Consider the following 19,159-nt stretch of genomic DNA (forward strand, 5'->3'; position numbering starts at 1 on the left):
TTATACAAAGTTGGTTTGAGGAACTCAACTGAGTTTCAAAAAAGCTGCGCAGTTTAGCCCCGTTTTCCTAAACATGTTTGTTGCGGTTTTGCCACAGTTTCCTGTGTTTACAGAGGGAAGATGGGGGACCTGTCACAGGGAGGTCATTTACGACGCATAAAGGCCGGAACAGCGGAGCTGTCCGGCCTGCGAGGGGTGTGCGGAAGGCGGCTAGCGCGCTTCGGCGAGCAGCTGCCGGATCTCCGGCAGGCAGGAACCGCAGTTGCCGCCCGCGCGCAGGCAGGCGGTGACGGCGCCCGCATCCTTCAGGTCTTGCTGCACGATGGCGCTGCGGATGGTGTTGCGGCCGACGCCGAAGCAGGCGCAGACCGTGGGTCCCGGATCGCTGCCCTGGACTGCGGCACGCCCGGCCAGCAGGGTGGCGCGGTCGCGGGAGGACAGTTCGTCCAGGGCGAACAGGCCGCCCAGCCAGCCGCGTGCCGGCAGCTCCGGCCTGCGCGAGACGAACAGGCAGGCCTCCAGGCGGCCGCCGGCCAGCAGGGCGCAGCGCAGCATGCCTTCGGTCCGGTCCTCGTACTCGATCCAGTCCGCATCGCTTCCCGCCCCCAGCAGCACCCTCGCCCACTCGGGCGAGACGGCTTCGCGGCCGCCCAGCTCATAGCGCAGGAAACCGCTGCCGCACACCCGCGTCCAGTTGGCGACGCCCGACAGGTCGAGCGGCGCGCGGCTGAGGATGAAGCCATGCCAGGCCAGGGCGAAAGGTTCGACCCGCACCGGCGTGTGCTTGAATTCCGGCTCGCCCGAGACCGGGTCGACAACGGGATTCACGACCGCCCCCACCCGCGCGTCCGAGGCGTTCTGGCCGGTCCAGTGAATCGGAACGAAGGCGCTGCCGCGCGCGATGCCGCCGCCATGGCTGACCCGCGCCACCAGCGAGCCCCAGCGGCTGCGCACGCGCGCCAGCTCTCCCTCGCGCACGCCGGCCAGCAGCGCGTCGTGCGGGTGCATGTCCACAAAGGGCTCGGGCGCGTGGCCGGCCAGGCGGGGCGACTTGCCGGTGCGCGTCATGGTGTGCCACTGGTCGCGCAGGCGGCCGGTGTTCAGGGTCAAGGGGTAGTCGCCGCCCGCCGCATTGGCCGGCAGGCGCGGCCTGGTCGCGACGAAGCGCGCCTTGCCGTCGGCATGGGCATAGCCGCCGTCGGCGAACAGCCGCGCCGTGCCCTCGCCGCCTGGCGGCACCGGCCACTGGATCGGCGCGAGGGCGTCGTAGGCCGCGCGGTCCAGGCCGGCCAGGCCATCGATGCGGAAGGCACGCGGCGCGCCCTGGGCGTCATTGCGCCAGCCGGACAGCCGGGCATGTTCGTCGAAGATGGCATGCGCGTCCATGTAGTCGAATCCCTGGTAGCCCATGCGCCGGGCCACCTCGCAGATCGCCCACCAGTCGGCGCGCGCCTGGCCGGGCGCCTGCAGGAAGGCGCGCTGGCGCGAGATGCAGCGTTCCGAATTGGTGACCGTGCCGTCCTTTTCTCCCCAGCCAAGGGCCGGCAGCAGCACGTCGGCGAGTTCGGCGGTGTCGGTGGCGGCGGTCATGTCCGACACCACCACCAGCTCGCAGCGCGCCAGCGCACGCCGCACCTGGTCGGCGTCGGGCAGGCTGACCACCGGATTGGTGGCCATGATCCAGACCGCCTTGACGCTGCCCTCCTCGATGGCGCGGAACAGCTCGACCGCCTTCAGGCCGGGGTTGGCGGCCATCCTTGGCGCATCCCAGAAGCCGCGCACCAGCTCGCGGTGCGCGGGCTGGTCGAGTTCGAGATGGCTGGCGAGCATGTTCGCGAGGCCTCCAACTTCACGCCCGCCCATGGCATTGGGCTGGCCGGTCAGCGAGAACGGGCCCATGCCCGGCTTGCCGACGCGGCCGCTGAGCAGGTGGCAGTTGATGATCGCGTTGACCTTGTCGGTGCCGCTGGAAGACTGGTTCACGCCTTGCGAATAGGCGGTGACGACCTTGGCCGTGGCGGCAAAGGCTTCGTAGAACTCGGCCACGAGGCGCGCGTCGATGCCGCAGCTGCGCGCCACGAAACCGATGTCCACGCATTCGGCGGCCGCCGCCAGAGCGCCGTCCAGCCCCTGCGTGTGCGTCGCCACGAAATCCGCGTCCACCGCGCCGGTCTGCGCCAGATAAACCAGCAGGCCGTTGAACAGCCAGACATCGCTGCCGGCCTTGATGGGCAGGTGCAGGTCGGCCAGCTCGCAGGTGGCCGTGCGGCGCGGGTCGATGGCGACGATGCGCAGGCCGGGACGTGCTTCCCTTGCCTTGGTAATGCGCTGGAACAGGGTCGGGTGGCACCAGGCCGTGTTCGAGCCGACCAGCACGACCAGGTCGGCCAGCTCGAAGTCCTCGTAGCAGCCGGGCACGATGTCTTCGCCGAAGGCGCGCTTGTGGCCGGCGACGCTGGACGACATGCACAGGCGCGAATTGGTGTCGATGTTGGCGCTGCCGACGAAGCCCTTCATGAACTTGTTGGCGACGTAGTAATCCTCGGTCAACAGCTGGCCGGAGACGTAGAGCGCCACCGCGTCCGGGCCGTGCTCGGCGATGATGGAGGCGAAGGTCGACGCGACCTTGTCGAGCGCCTCGTCCCAATCCGCCGTGCGCAGGCTGCCCTCCTCGCGCATCGCGGGGGCCAGCAGGCGGCCGTCCAGGCCCAGGGTTTCGCCCAGCGCCGAACCCTTCACGCACAGGCGGCCACGGCTCGCCATGTGCTCCGGGTCGCCCTCGATCAGGGCGCCGTCCGCCATGGGCGTGGCTTTCACCCCGCACCCCACGCCGCAATAGGGACAGGTGGTGCGCACCGCCGGTGCGATGGGAACGATGGGCGCTCCCATCACGCCGCCCCGCACAGGGCCGGGCCGAACAGCAGGCGGTCGCGGATGGCGGAGATGTCGGCGCCGCTCTGGATCAGGTCGAAGTACCAGGGCCCATCCGCCACGTCGCCGTACAGCACGGCGCCGGTGACGCGGTTCCCGGTCAGCACCAGGCGCTTGTACACGCCGGCATGACGGTCGCGCAGCACCAGGTCCTCGCTGTCCTCCAGGCCATTGAAGTCGCCGGCCGAGTACAGGTCGATGCCGGTGACCTTCAGCTTGGTGGCGGTCGCCTGCTGCACGTAGCGGCGGTGGCCGCAGCCGGCCAGGTGGGCGGCGCAGACGCGTGCCTGTTCCCAGATCGGCGCGACCAGGCCGAAGGTCGCCTTGCGGTGCTGGACGCATTCGCCCACCGCGTACACGCGCGGGTCGTAGGTCTGCAGGGTGTCGTCGACGACGATCGCGCGCTCGCAGTACAGTCCCGCCTGGCGCGCCAGGGCGATGTTCGGCCGCACCCCGGCCGCCATCACGACCAGGTCGGCAGGCACCTCGAGGCCGTCGGCGAAGCGCACCGCTTCCACCTTGTGTTCGCCGAGGATGCTTTCCGTCTGCGCGCCCAGCAGGATGCGCAGGCCGCGCCGCTCCAGCGCCGCCTTGAGCAGCAGCGCCGCCTGCGGGTCGAGCTGCTGGTTCATCAGGCTGTCCGTAAGGTGGACGACCGTCACCGCCATGCCACGGCGCAGCAGGCCGTTGGCTGCCTCCAGGCCGAGCAGGCCGCCGCCGATGACGACCGCATGGCCGCCGCGACCGGCCGCCGCCAGCATGGTATCGACGTCGTCGAGGTCGCGGAAACCGATCACACCTGGCAGCTTCGAGCCCGGCACCGGCACGATGAAGGGGCTCGAGCCGGTCGCCAGCAGCAGGCGGTCGTAGCCCACTTCCAGCCCCGATCGTGCGCGCACCACGCGACGATGGCGGTCGATGGCCACCACCGGGTCGCCCGCGTGCAGATCGATGCCGTGCTCCTCGTACCAGGCGCGCGGGTGCAGGACGATGTCCTCCGGCTGCTTTTCGCCCGCCAGCACGGGAGACAACAGGATGCGGTTGTAGTTCACGCGGGGCTCGGCGCCGAACACGGTGATGTCGTACATGCCGGCGTCGAGCTTCAACAGCTCCTCGACGGTGCGCATGCCGGCCATGCCGTTGCCGACGACGACCAGCTTCTGCTTCACGGGACGATCCATACCTTGCCTCCTTCCACGCGGGCCGGGTAGCTCGCCACCGAATGTTCGGGGGCTTCCAGGCATTCGCCGCTGTGCAGGTCGAAGTGCTGCTTGTAGATGGGCGAGGCCACCACGATGCGCTCGCCGATGCTGCCGACCAGGCCGCGCGACAGGACCGCGGCCCCGGCGTTGGGGTCGAAGTTGTCGATGGCGAACACGCGGGGCTCTTCCGTCCCGACGCGGAAGATCGCTACCTGGCGATCGTTCAACAGGGCGCAGACGCCGGTATCGGGGACGATGTCGTCGATGGCGCAGACGGCGGTCCAGTTCTGAAGCGCATTCAGCTTTAAATTCGGGTCTCGGTGCATGTTGGGCTCCTGTTCAGGCCGCGCTGGCGGCGATCGGGATGACGCGTCCGCGTCGCTCTTCAAGACTGGCCGGGCGGATCTGGCCGCGCTCCGGCACGAACACGACATTGCTGTCCGCTGCCTCGCTGTTGACGAAATGGCGGAAGCGGCGCCGCACCTCGGGATTGCTGACGGCTTCCTTCCATTCGCAGGCATAGGTGTCGACCACGTGCTGCATCTGCGCCTCCAGTTCTGCGGCGATGCCCAGCTTGTCCTCGACCACCACCTGCTTGAGGTATTCCAGCCCGCCCTCCAGGTTCTCGCGCCACACGCTGGTGCGCTGCAGGCGGCCGGCGGTGCGCACGTAGAACATCAGGAAGCGGTCGACCAGCTTCACCACCGTCGCCTCGTCGAGGTTGGACGCGATCAGTTCCGCATGGCGCGGCTTCATGCCGCCGTTACCGCAGACATAGAGGTTCCAGCCCTTCTCGGTGGCGATCAGGCCCACGTCCTTGCCCTGGGCCTCGGCGCATTCGCGGGTGCAGCCGGACACGCCGAACTTGATCTTGTGCGGCGCGCGCAAGCCCTTGTAGCGGTTCTCCAGCGCGATCGCGAAGCCCACGCTGTCGCCCACGCCGTAGCGGCACCAGGTCGAACCGACGCAGGATTTCACGGTGCGCAGCGACTTCCCGTAGGCGTGGCCGGACTCGAAGCCGGCGGCGATCAGCTCTTCCCAGATCTGCGGCAGCTGCTCCAGGCGCGCGCCGAACAGGTCGACCCGCTGGCCGCCCGTGATCTTGGTGTACAAGCCATACTTCCTGGCCACCTGCCCCACCGCGATCAGGCCGTCCGCCGTCACCTCGCCGCCCGGCATGCGCGGGACCACGGAATAGGTCCCGTCCTTCTGGATGTTGCCGAGGAAGTAGTCGTTCGAGTCCTGCAGGCTGGCGTGTTCCGGTTTCAGGACGAAGTCGTTCCAGCTTGATGCAAGGATATTCGCCGCCACCGGCTTGCAGATGTCGCAGCCCAGCCCCTTGCCGTGCTTCGCCAGCAGTTCGCCGAAGCTGCGGATGCCTTCCACGCGCACGATGTGGTAGAGCTCCTGGCGCGAGCAGGCGAAGTGTTCGCACAGGTGGTCGTTGACCGCCACGCCCAGGCGCGACAGCTCGGCGTTCATCACCTGGGTCATCAAGGGAACGCAGCCACCGCAGGCGGTGCCGGCCTTCGTACAGCTCTTCAGGGCGCCGACCGAGGTGGCGCCGCCCGCGACCGCCTCGCACAGCGCCCCCTTGGAGACGTCGTTGCAGGAGCAGATCTGGGCGCCGGCCGGCAATGCATCCACGCCGAGCGCCGGACGCGCGGCGCCGTCGAGCTGCGGCAGGATCAGGACTTCGGGCGAAGCCGGCAGCGCGATCCGGTTCAGCATCATCTGCAGCAGTTCGCCGTAAGGAGTCGCGTCGCCCACCAGCACGGCGCCGAGCAGGTATTGGCCGCAATCGGAGGTCACGATCTTGCGGTAGACCTGCTTGCGCTCGTCCAGGAACTGATAGCTGCGCGCGCCCTTCGTGGCGCCATGCGCGTCGCCGATGCTCGCCACGTCCACGCCCATGAGCTTGAGCTTGGTGCTCATGTCGGCGCCGGTGAACGCGCCCTCCTCAAGCAGGATATGGCGGGCCGCCGTGCGCGCCATGTCGTAGCCCGGCGCCACCAGGCCGAACAGCTGGCCATTCCAGAGCGCGCATTCGCCGATGGCGTAGATGTGCGGGTCCGATGTCAAACAGCAGTCGTCGATCACGATGCCGCCACGCTGGCCGAGCGCCAGGCCGCCATGGCGCGCCAGCTCGTCGCGTGGACGGATGCCGGCCGAGAACACGATCATGTCCGCGTCCAGATGGGTGCCGTCGGCGAACTGCATGCGATGCGTGCCAACCTCACCGTCGACGATGGCCAAGGTGTTCTTCTGGGTGTGCACCTGCACGCCCAGCTCCTCGATCCTGTTGCGCAGGACGCGCGCGCCCGGCTCGTCGACCTGCACCGCCATCAGGCGCGGGGCGAATTCGACGACGTGGGTCTGCAGGCCGAGGTCGCGCAGCGCCTTGGCGCATTCGAGGCCCAGGAGGCCGCCGCCGACCACGACGCCCGTCTTCGAACGCGATCCGCCTCCGCGGACGGCGCACTCCCGCAGCGCCTCCAGGTCTTCGATGGTGCGGTAAACGAAGCAGTCCTTGCGGTCCGCCCCGGGAACCAGCGGCACGAAGGGATAGGAACCGGTGGCCAGCACCAGCCTGTCGTAGGCGACGGTTTCGCCATCGGCAAGCAGAACGGTGCGCGCCTCGCGGTCGATCCCGGTCACGCGGGCATTCAGCCGCAGCAGCGCATCGTCGCGCTCGAAGAAGCCGGGCGCGACGAGCGACAGGTCCTCGGCGCTCTTCCCGCTGAAGAATTCGGACAGGTGGACCCGGTCGTAGGCGGGACGCGGCTCCTCCCCGAGGATGGTGACCCGCAGGCCGGGCGTGCCCGCTGCCAGCAGGGTCTCGACGAATTTATGGCCCACCATGCCGTGGCCGACGACGACGATATGCATTGCGTACTCCTTAAGCGGCGGTAGCGAGGGGGGCATCCTGCGCGGCGCCAATGGTGAAACGGGCGGCGATGGCGCACAGGCTCGAGACCAGCACCAGCACGCTCAGGATGGTGAGGGTCTGGGCGATGTCGCCCGTGCCCTTCATCAGGAAGCCGGCCAGCACGGCGCCGACATTGCCGCCGGCGCCGACGATGCCGGCCACCCCGCCCAGCGCCTTGGGCGCCACGAAGGGCACCAGCGCATAGGTGGCGCCGCAGGCCATGTGGGTGAAGAGGCCGAAGCACAGCATGGCGATCACGGCATAGGCGACGCCGTCGGCCTGGGCGAACCACAGCAGGCCCAGGCCCTCGCCGATCATCAGGACGAACAGCACGGTGACGCGGCTGTTCAGGCTGCCCTTGCGTGCGCTGCGGTCCGAGAGCCAGCCGCCCAGGGCGCGGGCGAACAGGGCCAGCAGGCCGAAGCTGCCGGCCGCCAGGCCCGCGGCGCCCAGCGAGAGGCCGTACTTGTCGACGTAGTACACGGCCGCGATGTTGTGGATGAAGATCTCGATGCCGAAGCAGGCGCCATAGGTGACGAAGAGCAGCCAGGCGCGGTGGTTGCGGCAGGCCTCGCGGAAGCTCGCCCAGCCGCCCTTGCCGCCCTGCGGCAGCTCTCCCTGCGCGCGCAAGTCGTCGTAGTTCCCGGCCGGGCAATCCTGGGTGTAGCGCCAGTAGAAGAAGGCCATCACGATCATCATCAGGCCCGGCACCACGAGGGCCACGCGCCAGCTCAGGGCCTGCGAGACACCCAGCATGGTGACCGCGGTGAGCAGCAGCGGCATCACGGCCTGCGCCGCGCCGCCACCGCTGTTGCCCCAGCCGGCCGCCGCCGCATTGGCGGTGCCGACCACCTTCGGGCCGAACATCACCGAGGTGTGGTACTGGGTGATGACGAAGCTCGCGCCGACGGCCCCGATCCCGAGGCGGAACAGCAGGAAGCTTTCATAGCTCTGCGCCATGGCCACGCCCAGCACGGGAATCGCGCCGAGCAGCAGCAGGCCGGTGTAGGTCTTGCGCGGGCCGTAGCGGTCGCACAGGGGGCCGACGATGAGGCGCACGAAGATGGTGATCGCGACGGCCGCGATATTGATGTTGGCGATCTGCTCCATCGAGAGGCCGAACTCGCCCTTGATCACCGGCATGAGCGGTGCGCAGGCGAACCAGGCGAAGAAGCAGATGAAGAAGGCCACCCAGGTGAGGTGGAAGGCGCGCATCGGCGCCGTGTCGAAAGAGAGAAGCTTGATGCTGTCCGCTTTGCTGGCCATGTTTCTTCCTTTGGAAAACAAAACGGCGTCCGCGCTCCTGCTCGTGAATGAAGCAGGTAGCCGCGGACGCCGTTGTCCTGGTTGCCGGTCCTTCGTTAGACCGGCGAAAGTATGAAGAGGATCGCCATTGACCCTGTACCCACTATGAGCAAGAGCCGTGCCACGCAGGCGCCAGAGGGAAGCGCAGGCGCGCTCGCCCGCAGCGCGCTACATTGCGGTGCAACATGCCCGCGAATGATGCAAGCGAGCGCACCGCTTCAGGCCGTGCTCCCGAATGAGGCGAGGTAGGCCGCGGCGTCGCTACCGTCCCACACGCGGCCGTCGAGCAGGGTCGAGCTGCGCATGTCGGCAGCCGGGACGTCGACACCCGCCTGGCTGGCGGCATCGCGGTAGAGGTCGATGCGGTTGAGCTCCGCGGCCACCGCGCGCCAGTGCGGATCGGTGCGCAGCAGGCCCCAGCGCCGCTGCTGGGTCAGGAACCACATGCTGTCGGACAGCCAGGGAAAAGTGGCCTCGCCGCCGCCGAAGAAGCGCAGGCCGTTGTGGCCGCGGATCTTCACGGGGTTACTTCCGCGTCCCGCCAGGCAGACCTGGAGCAGCTCGCGGTCCGCGTTCACGTAGCCGGGACTGGACAGCACCTCGGCCGCCGCTTCGCGGTTCAGGCGCGACGCATCCAGCCAGCGCACCGTGTCCAGCAGGGCCGCGATCATCGCGCGGCAGGTGTGCGGATGCGCGGCCGCGAAATCCGCGCTCGTGCCGAGCACCTTGCCCGGATGGTCCGGCCAGATGGCGTCGCTGGAGGCCGCCAGCGCGCCCAGGCCCTCGCGCACGGCGCGCTGACCCCAGGGTTCGCCCGCGCAGAAGCCGTCGATGTGGCCCGCCGCCAGGCTGGCCGCCATTTGGCCTGGGGGCACCGTCACCATGTCGCAGTCCGCCAGCGGGTCGATGCCCTGCGCCGCCAGCCAGTAATACAGGAACATCGCATGGTTCCCCGTGGGGAAGGTATGGGCGAAGCGCAGGCGCCGCTCCTGACGCTTCAAGCCCTGCTGGGAAAGCAGGCGCGAGAGCGTGATGCCCTGTCCGTTCTGGTTCAGGTTCATCAGGACCGCCATCCGGCGCTGCCGGGTGCCGATCCCCATCTGCAGTCCGACAAGCAGGCCAAGCAGCACGTGGGCCGCATCGAGCTCTCCCGCGAGCAGGCGGTCGCGCATGCCGGTCCAGGACAGTTCGCGGCTGAGTTGAAAGCGCAAGCCGTGCTTCTCGTCGAAGCCGAGCACCGACGCCATCACCAGGGGCGCGCAGTCCGCGAGCGGCATGAAGCCGATCCGCACCTCGCGAACTTCCGGTTTGTCCGAGCCGGCGATCCATGCGCCGCTGTCCTGAAAGACTGCCATAGTGATCCTTTATACGTCCGCCGGCGCTAGCCGAGCAGGTCTTCCACGTCGATCAGCCGCTGCGCGATCTCGGCCAGCTTCATGTTCTTGTTCATCGCCATGCTGCGCAGGCGTTGGTAGGCCTGGTCTTCGCTCAGCCGGTAGCGCGTCATCAGGAGTCCCTTGGCGCGGTCGACCAGCTTGCGATCAAGCAGCTTCTGGCGCGTGCCCTCCAGTTCCTCCAGCAGCTTCTGCTCGCGCCGGAAGCGCGCCAGCGCCACGTCGAGCACGGGCTTGACCCGCTCGGCCTGCAGGCCGGCCACGATATACGCCGAGACGCCGGCATCCAGGGCCGCGTCCATGCTGCTTGGCGCGTCGTCTTCGGTGAACAGCACGATCGGGCGGCGCGCATCCATGGTCGCGATGACGATGTGCTCGAGGATGTCGCGGGCGCTGGAGGCGCTGTCGACGATGATCATGTCCGGCTGCAGCTGGCCGATGCGCTCCGCGAGCCAGGCGTCGGCCGGCAGCGAGGCCACCAGGTCGTAGCCGCATTCAAGGAGGCCGATGCGCAGGGCGGCGCTGCGGCGCGCCTGTTCGGCGCCGGCGCCGTCCTGCTCCCCCGTCACGAGCGCGGGATTGACGACAACGATGCGTAAGGAGGGTGAGGCACTGCCTGGCGAGTTCATGACGGAAGAACATGCAAGATTCGCACCACCCTGAACACTGGCCTTTCCTGCCAGCCCTTTTCATTCACAGTGGCGGCAATGAGACATTCGCGTCGTAAATATCTGGGATCGAGAGAAGTCGACAATTATTCGCCGCATCTATCGCGGAGATCACAAACCGAAAGTTTATTTATGACGCGGATGTTCTTATACTGCAACGCAACATCGCATCACCTCTTACCGTATTCAAGGAGAACACCATGGCCGCATCCACCCGCCGTCTTGTCGCCAGCGCCATCGCCGCCGTGCGCAGCTTTTCGATCGAACTCTACGCCGCCCACGGCGGCTGGGCGCCGGCCGTCCGCGGCTGATACGACGCCCGCACGCTGCGCCGCAGCAGTGCCCCATATATGCATGCGCCGCCTGTACGTACGTACGGCGGCGCTGTTTTTTTGGGCGTTTTTCAGGCCTGTTTCGCTTCACCGCAACATTGTCTGCTGAGCTAGAATGCAAGCGCGTTTTTCTGGCAAGAAAGTCCCATCCACTCAGCTCTTTATGACAATGCGCACACCTTCCCTGTCCCTCTTCGCGGCGGCTCTCGCCCTGGCGCTGCCGGCGGCGGCATCCACGCCCATCACCCTCGACCAGGCCATGTCCCACCCTGACTGGATCGGCACCCCGGTGGAGACCGCCTGGTTCAGCTGGGACGGCAAGCAGGTGTACTACAAGCAGAAGCGCACCGGTTCGCCGATCCGCGACACCTGGGTGGTCACCCAGGGCGCCAAGCCGAAGCAGGTGGCGGATGCCGACCTGGCGAAGATCGACGGCGCCGACGTCGTCTACAACCGTGACCACAGCCGCGCCCTGATGCTGCGTAACGGCGACCTGTTCGAACGCGACCTCAAGAGCGGCGCCCTGCTGCAGATCACGCGCGGCGCCAGCAAGCTGGACGCCATGCAGTTCACCGCCGACGAGCGGGGCGTGCACTACCGCATCGGCAACGACTGGTATCTGTGGGAGCGCTCCAGCAAGATCGTCGGCCCGGCCGCCCTGCCGCGCGCGGCGAAGGACCCGGCAGCCGCCGAAGACGACCCGCTGCGCGAGCAGCAACTGCAACTGAGCGCGCACCTGAAGCGCCAGAAGGACGATCGCGACGCCATGCGCGAGCGCATGAACGAGCAGCGTCGCAGCGACCCGACCCTGCCCCCGAGCCCGGTCTACTTGGGCGACAAGGTGAGCATCGAGAGCACCGTGCTGTCGCCCGACGGCCGCTGGCTGCTGGTGGTGACCGAGCCGAAGGGCGCGGACAAGGGGAAGGCCGGCAAGATGCCGCGCTACGTGACGGAATCGGGCTACGAGGAATTCGAGGACGTGCGCACCCGCGTCGGCCGCGCCATGCCGCCGGCGCATGCCCTGAAACTGGTCGACCTGCGCACCAACCGGGTGCAGGACCTGTCCTTCGACGTGCTGCCGGGCGTCGCCACCGACCCGCTGGCCGAGCTGCGCGCCGCCGCCAAGAAAGATCCGCTGAAAGGCAACCGCGCGGTGCGCGTGATCGACGGCGCCGACGCCATCGAATGGACCGCGAACGGCGCCAGCGCCGCCGTGATGCTGCGCGCGGTCGACAACAAGGACCGCTGGATCGCCACCGTCGACCTGCAGGCCGCCAGACTCAAGCCGGTACACCGCCTCACCGACGGGGCCTGGATCAACTACGACAACAACGAATTCGGCTGGCTGCCGGACAACCGCACCCTGTGGTACCTGTCCGAGGAAAGCGGCTATTCGCACCTGTACACCCAGGATGCCAATGGTGGAGCGCCACGCGCCCTCACCAGCGGCAAGTGGGAAGCCTCGGACGTGCGCTGGTCGCAGGACGGCAGCATGGCCTGGGTGATGTGCAACCGCGCCAACCCGGGCGACTACGAGGTCTGCGCCGTCGGCGCCAAAGGTGGCGTGAAGGAAGTCACCAGCCTGGACGGCGTCGAGCGCTTCCGCCTGTCGCCGGACGAGCGCAAGCTGCTGGTCCACTACTCCGCCAGCTACACCCCGGTGCAGGTGGCCACCGTACCCGCCAATGGCGGCGCGGCCGTGAAGCTGACCGATACCCGCAGCGAGGCCTACAAGGCGCGCAGCTGGATCGAGCCGCAGTACGTGGCGGTGCCTTCGAGCGCCGGCGGCGACCCGGTCTGGGCCAAGCTGTATCGCCCGGCCCAGCTCGATCCGGGCAAGAAGTACCCGGTGGTGACGTTCGTGCACGGTGCCGGCTACCTGCAGAACGTCAGCAAGCGCTATCCGAACTACTTCCGCGAGCAGATGTTCCACAACCTGCTGGTCCAGAACGGCTACATCGTGCTCGACATGGACTACCGCGCCTCCAAGGGTTATGGCGCCAAGTGGCGCACCGCGATCTACCGCCAGATGGGCCACCCGGAACTGGTCGACTACATCGACGGCGTGAACTACATGGTCGCGCAGCACCAGGGCGATGCGAAGAACGTGGGCGTCTACGGCGGCAGCTACGGCGGCTTCATGACTTTCATGGCCCTGCTGCGCGCGCCGGAAACCTTCAAGGCCGGCGCCGCCCTGCGTCCGGTGACCGACTGGGTGACCTACAACCACGAGTACACGGCCAACATCCTGAATACGCCGGACATCGACCCGGTGGCCTATAAAATCTCGTCGCCGATCGAGTACGCCGACAAGCTGCAAGGCCATCTCCTGATCGCCCACGGCATGATCGACGATAACGTGTTCTACCAGGACTCCGTGCGCATGGCCCAGCGCTTGATCGAGCTCAAAAAGGACCACTGGGAGCTGGCCAGCTATCCGCTGGAGCGCCACGGCTACGTACAGCCGGAAGCCTGGTACGACCAGTACCGCCGCATTTGGCAGTTGTTCGAGCGCACGCTCAAGCCGGCGAAGTGATCGCAGAATAAGGTGTAACATGCCGGGCGCCCCAGGGCGCCTCGGCTTGCCCTTTTTCATTAGACGGTTTTCTTCCCCCTCATGCTGATCTCCCGCCTGATTCTCTTCCTCCTGTCCGCTGTCCTCGTGTGCGAGGCCCATGCCCAGTCCTCGACCGACACGCCCAGGGGCCTGCCGGCCGGCGGGGGCCTCGATGCCGGGCGCGTGATCGAACTGCGTTACGGGACCACACCAGCAGCGAAACCGGACAAGCCGCGTACGTCCGATCGTCCCCCGCCCGCGCCGCCGGCGGCGATCCCCGGCGCGCTGGCCACGCTCTCCTTCGAGAACAACGGCAAGCGCGACCAGGCCGATGTTCCGGTCACCTTCGGACAGGTCTTCGGCGTCGGCGAGTTCAGGCCGGGCCAGCAGCTGCAGGCGAAGCTCGCCGACGGCAGCATCCTGCCGGTGCAAACCGACGTCAAGGCGCACCATCCCGACGGCTCGGTGCGGCATGCCGTCGTCTCGCTGGTGCTCGAACGCCTGGCGCCTGCGCGTCCCGTCGTCATTGGGCTGGTGACTGGGGCTTCGAAGGGCGCGATGGCCGGTAGCGCGCTGCCCGCCAAGGAGCTGGACGCCAGGGTCGAGGCGCGTTTCAAGGGCAAGGCCTGGACCGCCACCCTGCGCCCGCTGCTGGAACAGAACAAGGCCGCCCTCTGGCTCGACGGCCCGCTGGTGCGCGAATGGCTGGTGTCCACGCCCCTGCTCGACGCCGGCGGCCGCCCCCATCCGCACCTGGCCGCGCGCTTCGCCCTGCGCTGGTATCCGCAGGCCGGCCGGGCGCGCATCGACGTCACCGTGGAGAACAACTGGGCCTGGGAGCCGGCTCCGCAGAACTTCGTCTACGACGCCCGCATCACCGTCGGCAAGGACGAGGTCTACCGCCGGGAGGGGCTGAACCACTACCACCACGCGCGCTGGCGCAAGCAGTTCTGGTGGGGCGGCGACGCCGACGTCCACGTGCGCCACGACACCCGCCAGCTGATCGCCTCGCGGGCCCTGCCGAATTATGACCAGTCGGTGCGCATCGATGAAAGCAAGATGGCCGGCGCATTCGCGTCCTGGCATGGTCCGAAGACCGAACCGATGGGCGTTGGCGCGGCCTTGCGCGCGATGCCGACCACGGGAGGCCGCGGCGACATTGGACTGCTGCCGGCCTGGGCTGCGTCCTACCTGCTGGGGATGGGCCCGGAGGCCCGTGCGATCACGCTCGGCACCGCCGATCTTGCCGGCAGCTGGTCGATACACTACCGCGACGAAGGCACCGGCCTTCCCGTCAGTTTGCTCGACTATCCCTACATGACCGTCGTCGGCAACGCGAGCGATACGCTCAACCCCGCGACCGGCAGGCGCGAGCAGTTTCCCGCCTGCGCCGCCAGGGGGGCCTGCGCCACGCCGAACCAGCATGACGTCTCGCACCAACCGGCCTTCGCCTACCTTCCCTACCTGCTCACGGGCGACCATTACTACCTTGAAGAACTGCAGTTCTGGGCCATGTACAATGTGTTCGCATCAAATCCGGGCTACCGCGAAAACCGGAAGGGGCTGCTCGTGCCGGAACAGGTGCGCGGCCAGGCCTGGGGCTTGCGCACGCTCGGCGAGGCGGCCTACATCACGCCGGACGCACATCCGCTCAAGCGCCATTTCCTGGAAATCCTCGAAAGCAACCTGGACTGGTACAACGCCAATTACACGCACAATCGGAAAGCGAATGCCCTTGGCGTGCTCGTCAACGGTTATGCCATCGTCTATGCGGGCAAGCGCGGCCTCGCTCCGTGGCAAGACGATTTCTTCACGTCCGCCGTCGGCCATGTCGCCGAACTCGGCTTCGGCAAGGCGCGCGAACTCTTGCGCTGGAAAGCGACATTCCCTGTACAGCGCATGATCGGCGACGGCGCCTGCTGGCTCGATGCGGCGATGTACAGCATGATGGTGCGGGACAGCGCCACTTCCCCCCTCTACGCCACCATCGGACAGGCATTCCGCGCCAGCCTGCCGGAAGAAGCGCGCAACCTGCCCTGCGACAGTCCCTGGATGGCCGCGGCGCTCAAGGTGAAGCCCGGCCAGATGACCGGCTATTCGGACGCCCCTACCGGCTATCCCTCGAACATGCAGCCAGCGCTTGCCTATGCCGCCGACGTGCTGGGCGAACCAGGCAGGAAAGCCTGGCGCCAGTTCATGGCGCGCAGCGTCAAGCCGGATTACAGCGGCGCGCCGCAGTTCGCCATCGTCCCGCGTGGGGACTCAGGCGGGAGCGAGGAAGTCGAGCAGCGTTAGCGCCACCACCTTGGTGGCCTTGCGCAGGTCCTCGAGCTCCAGGCGCTCGTCGGCCTTCTTGGCGTTCGCCTCCAGCACCGTACGCGGGCCGGCGCCGTACAGCACCGCCGGGATGCCGTGCTCGCCGTAGAGGCGCGCATCCGCATACAGCGGCGTGCCCTGGGCCGGGATTTCCTCCCCCAGGATCGCACGGCCGTGGCGCTGCAGGCACTCCACCAGGCGTTCCGCCCCTTGCAGCGGCCGCAGCGCATGCGAGAGCAGCAGGCGCCGGATCTCGAGGCGGATGCCGGGCATCCCGGCCACCGCCTCCTCGATCAGCCTGCACACCTGCGCCTCCACCGCCACCGGATCTTCCTCGGGAATCATGCGGCGGTCCAGCTTCATGACCACCTTGCCCGGCACCACATTGGTATTGGTGCCGCCGTCGATGCGACCGACCAGCATGGTGGGGGAATCGATGCCCGCCACCGTCGACTTGATCTTCTTCAGTTCCGGCAGCTGGCCGTAGATGGCGTTCAGGATGCGGGTCGCGGCCTGCAGCGCATCGACCGCCGTCTCGGGCATGGCGCCATGGCCGGCCTTGCCGTGCACCGTGATCTCCAGCTGCAGGCAGGCGTTGTGGGCGGTGACGATCTGATAGCTGAAGCCGGCCGCGATCACGTAGTCGGGCCGGGTCAGCTTCTGTTCCAGCAGCCAGCCCGGGCCGAGCAGGCCTCCGAACTCCTCGTCGTAGGTGAAGTGCAGCTCGAGCGCGCCCCTGAGCGGCACGCCGAGGTTTTCCAAGGCCCGCGCCGCGAACACATAGGTGGCGAAGTCGCTCTTCGAGACGGCGGCCGCGCGGCCGTACATGGCGCCCTCAATGATCTCGGCGCCGTAGGGTGCTTTGGTCCAGCCCTCGCCCGGCGGCACCACGTCGCCATGGGCATTGAGCGCGACGGTCGGCCCGCCCGCGCCGTAGGGCCGGCGCACGATCAGGTTGGTGATGCTTTCCATGCCGTAGTCGCGCACCGCCTGGGCAGGCACGGCGTGCCGCTCGGCCGTCCAGCCGTATTGCTCCAGCATGCCTGCCACGGCCTCGGCATGCGGCGCATTGTTCCCCGGCGGGGTGTCGGTCGGGATCCGGATGACCTGCTGCAGGAAGCCGACCTCCTCGTCGAAGTGGGCGTCGATCCAGGCCAGCAGGCGTTCTTGCGGTGAGGTGTTCATTCACTGTTTTCCTGTTTTTGCGCCGGCTTCGAACCAGGCGCCGACCTGCGCCCGTTCGGCATCGGTCATGTTGGTGAGGTTCGCCAGCGGCATCGCCTTCATCTGCACGGTCTGCTGGTAGATGCGCGCGGCGTTCTGGCTCACGTGTTCCGCCGTGTCCAGCATCACGCCCGCGGGCGCCGTGGCGAAGCCGGGCTGGGTCGGGTGGGCGGCATGGCAGGACACGCAGCGCTGCTCGATGATGGTGCGCACCCGGGCGAAGCGCGCCGTCTCGTCGACGCCGGGCGCCGCCGCCGCGATCGAAGCAGGCGCTTTTGGTGCGATCGCCACCGCGACACAAGCCAGGATCGCCACGCCGGCAAGCGGATAGCGCCACTCGACGCGGCCCTTGTGGCGCAGATTGAAGAAGTGGCGGATCAGCACGCCCGCCGCCATGATCGCACCCAGCACCGCCCAGGAATATGGGTGGCGGTAGGTCATCGCATAGTGGTTGCTGATCATGATGAACAGCACCGGCAGGGTGAAGTAGTTGTTGTGGACGCTGCGCTGCTTGGCCTTGATGCCGTGGACGGGATCGGGCTTCTCGCCCGCCAGCATGGCGTTCACCATCTTGCGCTGGCCCGGGATGATCAGCATGGCGACGTTCGCCACCATCATGGTGCCGATCATCGCGCCCACGTGCAGGAAGGCGGCGCGGCCGCTGAGCAGGTGGGTGAGCACATAGCTGCTCGCGACCAGGAAGGCGAAGATCGTGAGCCCGAAGGCCAGGTCGTGCCGGCCCAGGGGCGAGCGGCACAGCAGGTCGTAGACGATCCAGCCGGCCACCAGGCTGCCCAGGCCGATGCCGATCGCCTGCCAGCTGCTCAAGTCCGCGACGCCGCGGTCGACCATCATGGCCTGGGCGTTCAGGTAGTAGACGATGACGAGCAGCGCGAAGCCCGACAGCCAGGTCGAATAGGCTTCCCACTTGAACCAGTGGAGTTCCGTGGGCAGCTCGGCGGGCGCCACCAGGTATTTCTGCGGGTTGTAGAAGCCTCCCCCGTGCACCGCCCACAGCTCGCCCGACACGCCCTTCTTCGCCAGCTCCGAGCCCGGCGCGGGCGGGCGGATGGTGTTGTCGAGCCAGACGAAATAGAAGGAAGCGCCGATCCAGGCGATGCCGGTGATGATGTGCAGCCAGCGTACGAGCAGGTTGAACCATTCGAGGGCATAGGGGCCCAGGTATCCAAGGTTGACAACGGCGTCCATAAGGCTTCCTTGATGGGTATCCCTCGACGATAACGTGATTTCAATTTCTGCAACATGAAAACTAGCGTATATTCGACATAACCAGATTGATATACGCAAAGCGAAGCCAGCACGATGTCCAGCCTGCCCCAGCACCTCGACCTGCACCTGATCCGCATTCTCTACCTGCTGCTGGTGGAGAAGAACGTTTCGCGCGTCGCGCTCAAGCTGAACCAGCCGCAGCCCTCGATCTCGGCTTCGCTGAGAAAACTGCGTGAACTGACCGGCGACCCGCTGCTGGTGCGCGGTGCGCGCGGCATGGTGCCGACCCAGCACGGCGAGACCCTCCTGAAACCGGCCAAGCGCATCCTCGACGAGGCCGAGGGCCTGTTCGTGAAGAAGTCGCCCTTCGTGCCGGAGGAGGCGACGCGCACCTTCCACATCGCCGCGCCCGACTACCTCGACACCCAGTTCCTGCCGAACGTCGTCGCGGCGCTGCGCCGCGGCTCGCCCGGCAGCAAGGTCGTGTTCCACAGCCTGGGGCCGGGCCTGGACTACCTGCGCATGCTGTCCGACGGCGAGATGGACCTCGTGATCGCCAACTGGGACGAACCGCCGGCCCACCTGCACATGTCCAAGCTCTTCGAGGACCCGATCATCTGCACCATGCGCGCCGACAGCCCCTACGCGCGACGGACGGCCGTCGATGCCATGACGGTCGAGGACTATCTCTCGCTGCCGCACGTGGCGCCGTCGCAGATGCTGCCGGGCTACCACGGCGTGATCGACGCCTGGCTGGACCGCCAGGGAATGCAGCGCAAGGTGGCCGTGGAGTCGCCCTACTTCGGGGTGATTCCCTATATGCTGACCCAGAGCGACCTGGTACTCACCACCGGGCGCCAGTTCATCCGCTTCTACGAACGCACCCTGCCCCTGAAAAGCTTCACGGTGCCGATCAAGTTCCCGCCGATGCGCTTCTACCAGCTGTGGCACCAGCGCGTGCACCAGTCGTCCGAGCACAAATGGCTGCGCGACCAGGTGAGCAGCGCCGCGCGCGCCCTGGTGGCCAAGTAGGCGCAATACCCGCTATGCGCACCAGCGTATAAGCTGGGA

12 protein-coding genes are annotated in these 19,159 nt (G+C 67.6%); 3 read left to right on the forward strand and 9 right to left on the reverse strand.

Translation table 11 applies throughout. The annotated features are described in order from the left end of the window. Positions 1-210: 210 nt before the first annotated feature. The 7 genes from NX780_RS12310 to NX780_RS12340 form a co-directional block, all read right to left on the reverse strand. Positions 211-2,889, reverse strand: coding sequence for a nitrate reductase (locus tag NX780_RS12310; RefSeq protein WP_258828147.1), 2,679 nt, complete (start codon positions 2,887-2,889; stop codon positions 211-213). Next, complete coding sequence (locus NX780_RS12315) at positions 2,889-4,112, reverse strand: NAD(P)/FAD-dependent oxidoreductase (RefSeq protein ID WP_258828148.1); 1,224 nt, start codon at positions 4,110-4,112, stop codon at positions 2,889-2,891. Before NX780_RS12315 ends, NX780_RS12310 begins: the two co-directional genes overlap by 1 nt. Next, positions 4,097-4,459: a nitrite reductase small subunit NirD gene (gene nirD / locus NX780_RS12320; protein ID WP_258828149.1), complete on the reverse strand. Its 363-nt coding sequence runs from the start codon at positions 4,457-4,459 to the stop codon at positions 4,097-4,099. The genes NX780_RS12315 and nirD overlap by 16 nt, the downstream gene beginning before the upstream one ends. Before the next feature lie 13 nt (positions 4,460-4,472). Continuing rightward, positions 4,473-7,022, reverse strand: coding sequence for a nitrite reductase large subunit NirB (gene nirB, locus NX780_RS12325; protein ID WP_258828150.1), 2,550 nt, complete (start codon positions 7,020-7,022; stop codon positions 4,473-4,475). 10 nt (positions 7,023-7,032) lie between these two features. Further along, positions 7,033-8,328, reverse strand: a complete 1,296-nt coding sequence (locus NX780_RS12330) for an MFS transporter (RefSeq protein ID WP_258828151.1) — start codon at positions 8,326-8,328, stop codon at positions 7,033-7,035. Positions 8,329-8,585: 257 nt separating this feature from the next. Next, positions 8,586-9,722, reverse strand: a complete 1,137-nt coding sequence (locus tag NX780_RS12335) for a CmpA/NrtA family ABC transporter substrate-binding protein (RefSeq protein ID WP_258828152.1) — start codon at positions 9,720-9,722, stop codon at positions 8,586-8,588. 26 nt (positions 9,723-9,748) lie between these two features. Then, complete coding sequence (locus tag NX780_RS12340; protein ID WP_258828153.1) at positions 9,749-10,390, reverse strand: ANTAR domain-containing response regulator; 642 nt, start codon at positions 10,388-10,390, stop codon at positions 9,749-9,751. A gap of 540 nt (positions 10,391-10,930) precedes the next feature. Here NX780_RS12340 and NX780_RS12345 point away from each other — a divergent pair. Both NX780_RS12345 and NX780_RS12350 read left to right on the forward strand, forming a co-directional pair. Continuing rightward, entirely contained in the window at positions 10,931-13,297 is a 2,367-nt protein-coding gene (locus NX780_RS12345) for a S9 family peptidase (protein WP_258828229.1), read from the forward strand. Between the two features lie 81 nt (positions 13,298-13,378). Continuing rightward, entirely contained in the window at positions 13,379-15,613 is a 2,235-nt protein-coding gene (locus NX780_RS12350) for an RIFT barrel domain-containing protein (protein ID WP_258828154.1), read from the forward strand. Here NX780_RS12350 and NX780_RS12355 read toward each other — a convergent pair. Continuing rightward, complete coding sequence (locus NX780_RS12355) at positions 15,581-16,819, reverse strand: M20/M25/M40 family metallo-hydrolase (protein ID WP_258828155.1); 1,239 nt, start codon at positions 16,817-16,819, stop codon at positions 15,581-15,583. The two genes, NX780_RS12350 and NX780_RS12355, sit on opposite strands and share 33 nt — an antisense overlap. Next, entirely contained in the window at positions 16,820-18,067 is a 1,248-nt protein-coding gene (locus NX780_RS12360) for a urate hydroxylase PuuD (RefSeq protein WP_258828156.1), read from the reverse strand. 114 nt (positions 18,068-18,181) lie between these two features. Between NX780_RS12360 and NX780_RS12365 the strand changes: the two genes are divergently transcribed. Next, a complete protein-coding gene (locus NX780_RS12365) occupies positions 18,182-19,120 on the forward strand; it encodes a LysR substrate-binding domain-containing protein (RefSeq protein ID WP_258828157.1) in 939 nt (312 codons plus the stop codon). Positions 19,121-19,159 lie beyond the last annotated feature (39 nt).

The sequence above is a fragment of the Massilia agri genome (assembly GCF_024753255.1).
GTDB lineage: Bacteria > Pseudomonadota > Gammaproteobacteria > Burkholderiales > Burkholderiaceae_D > Telluria > Telluria agri.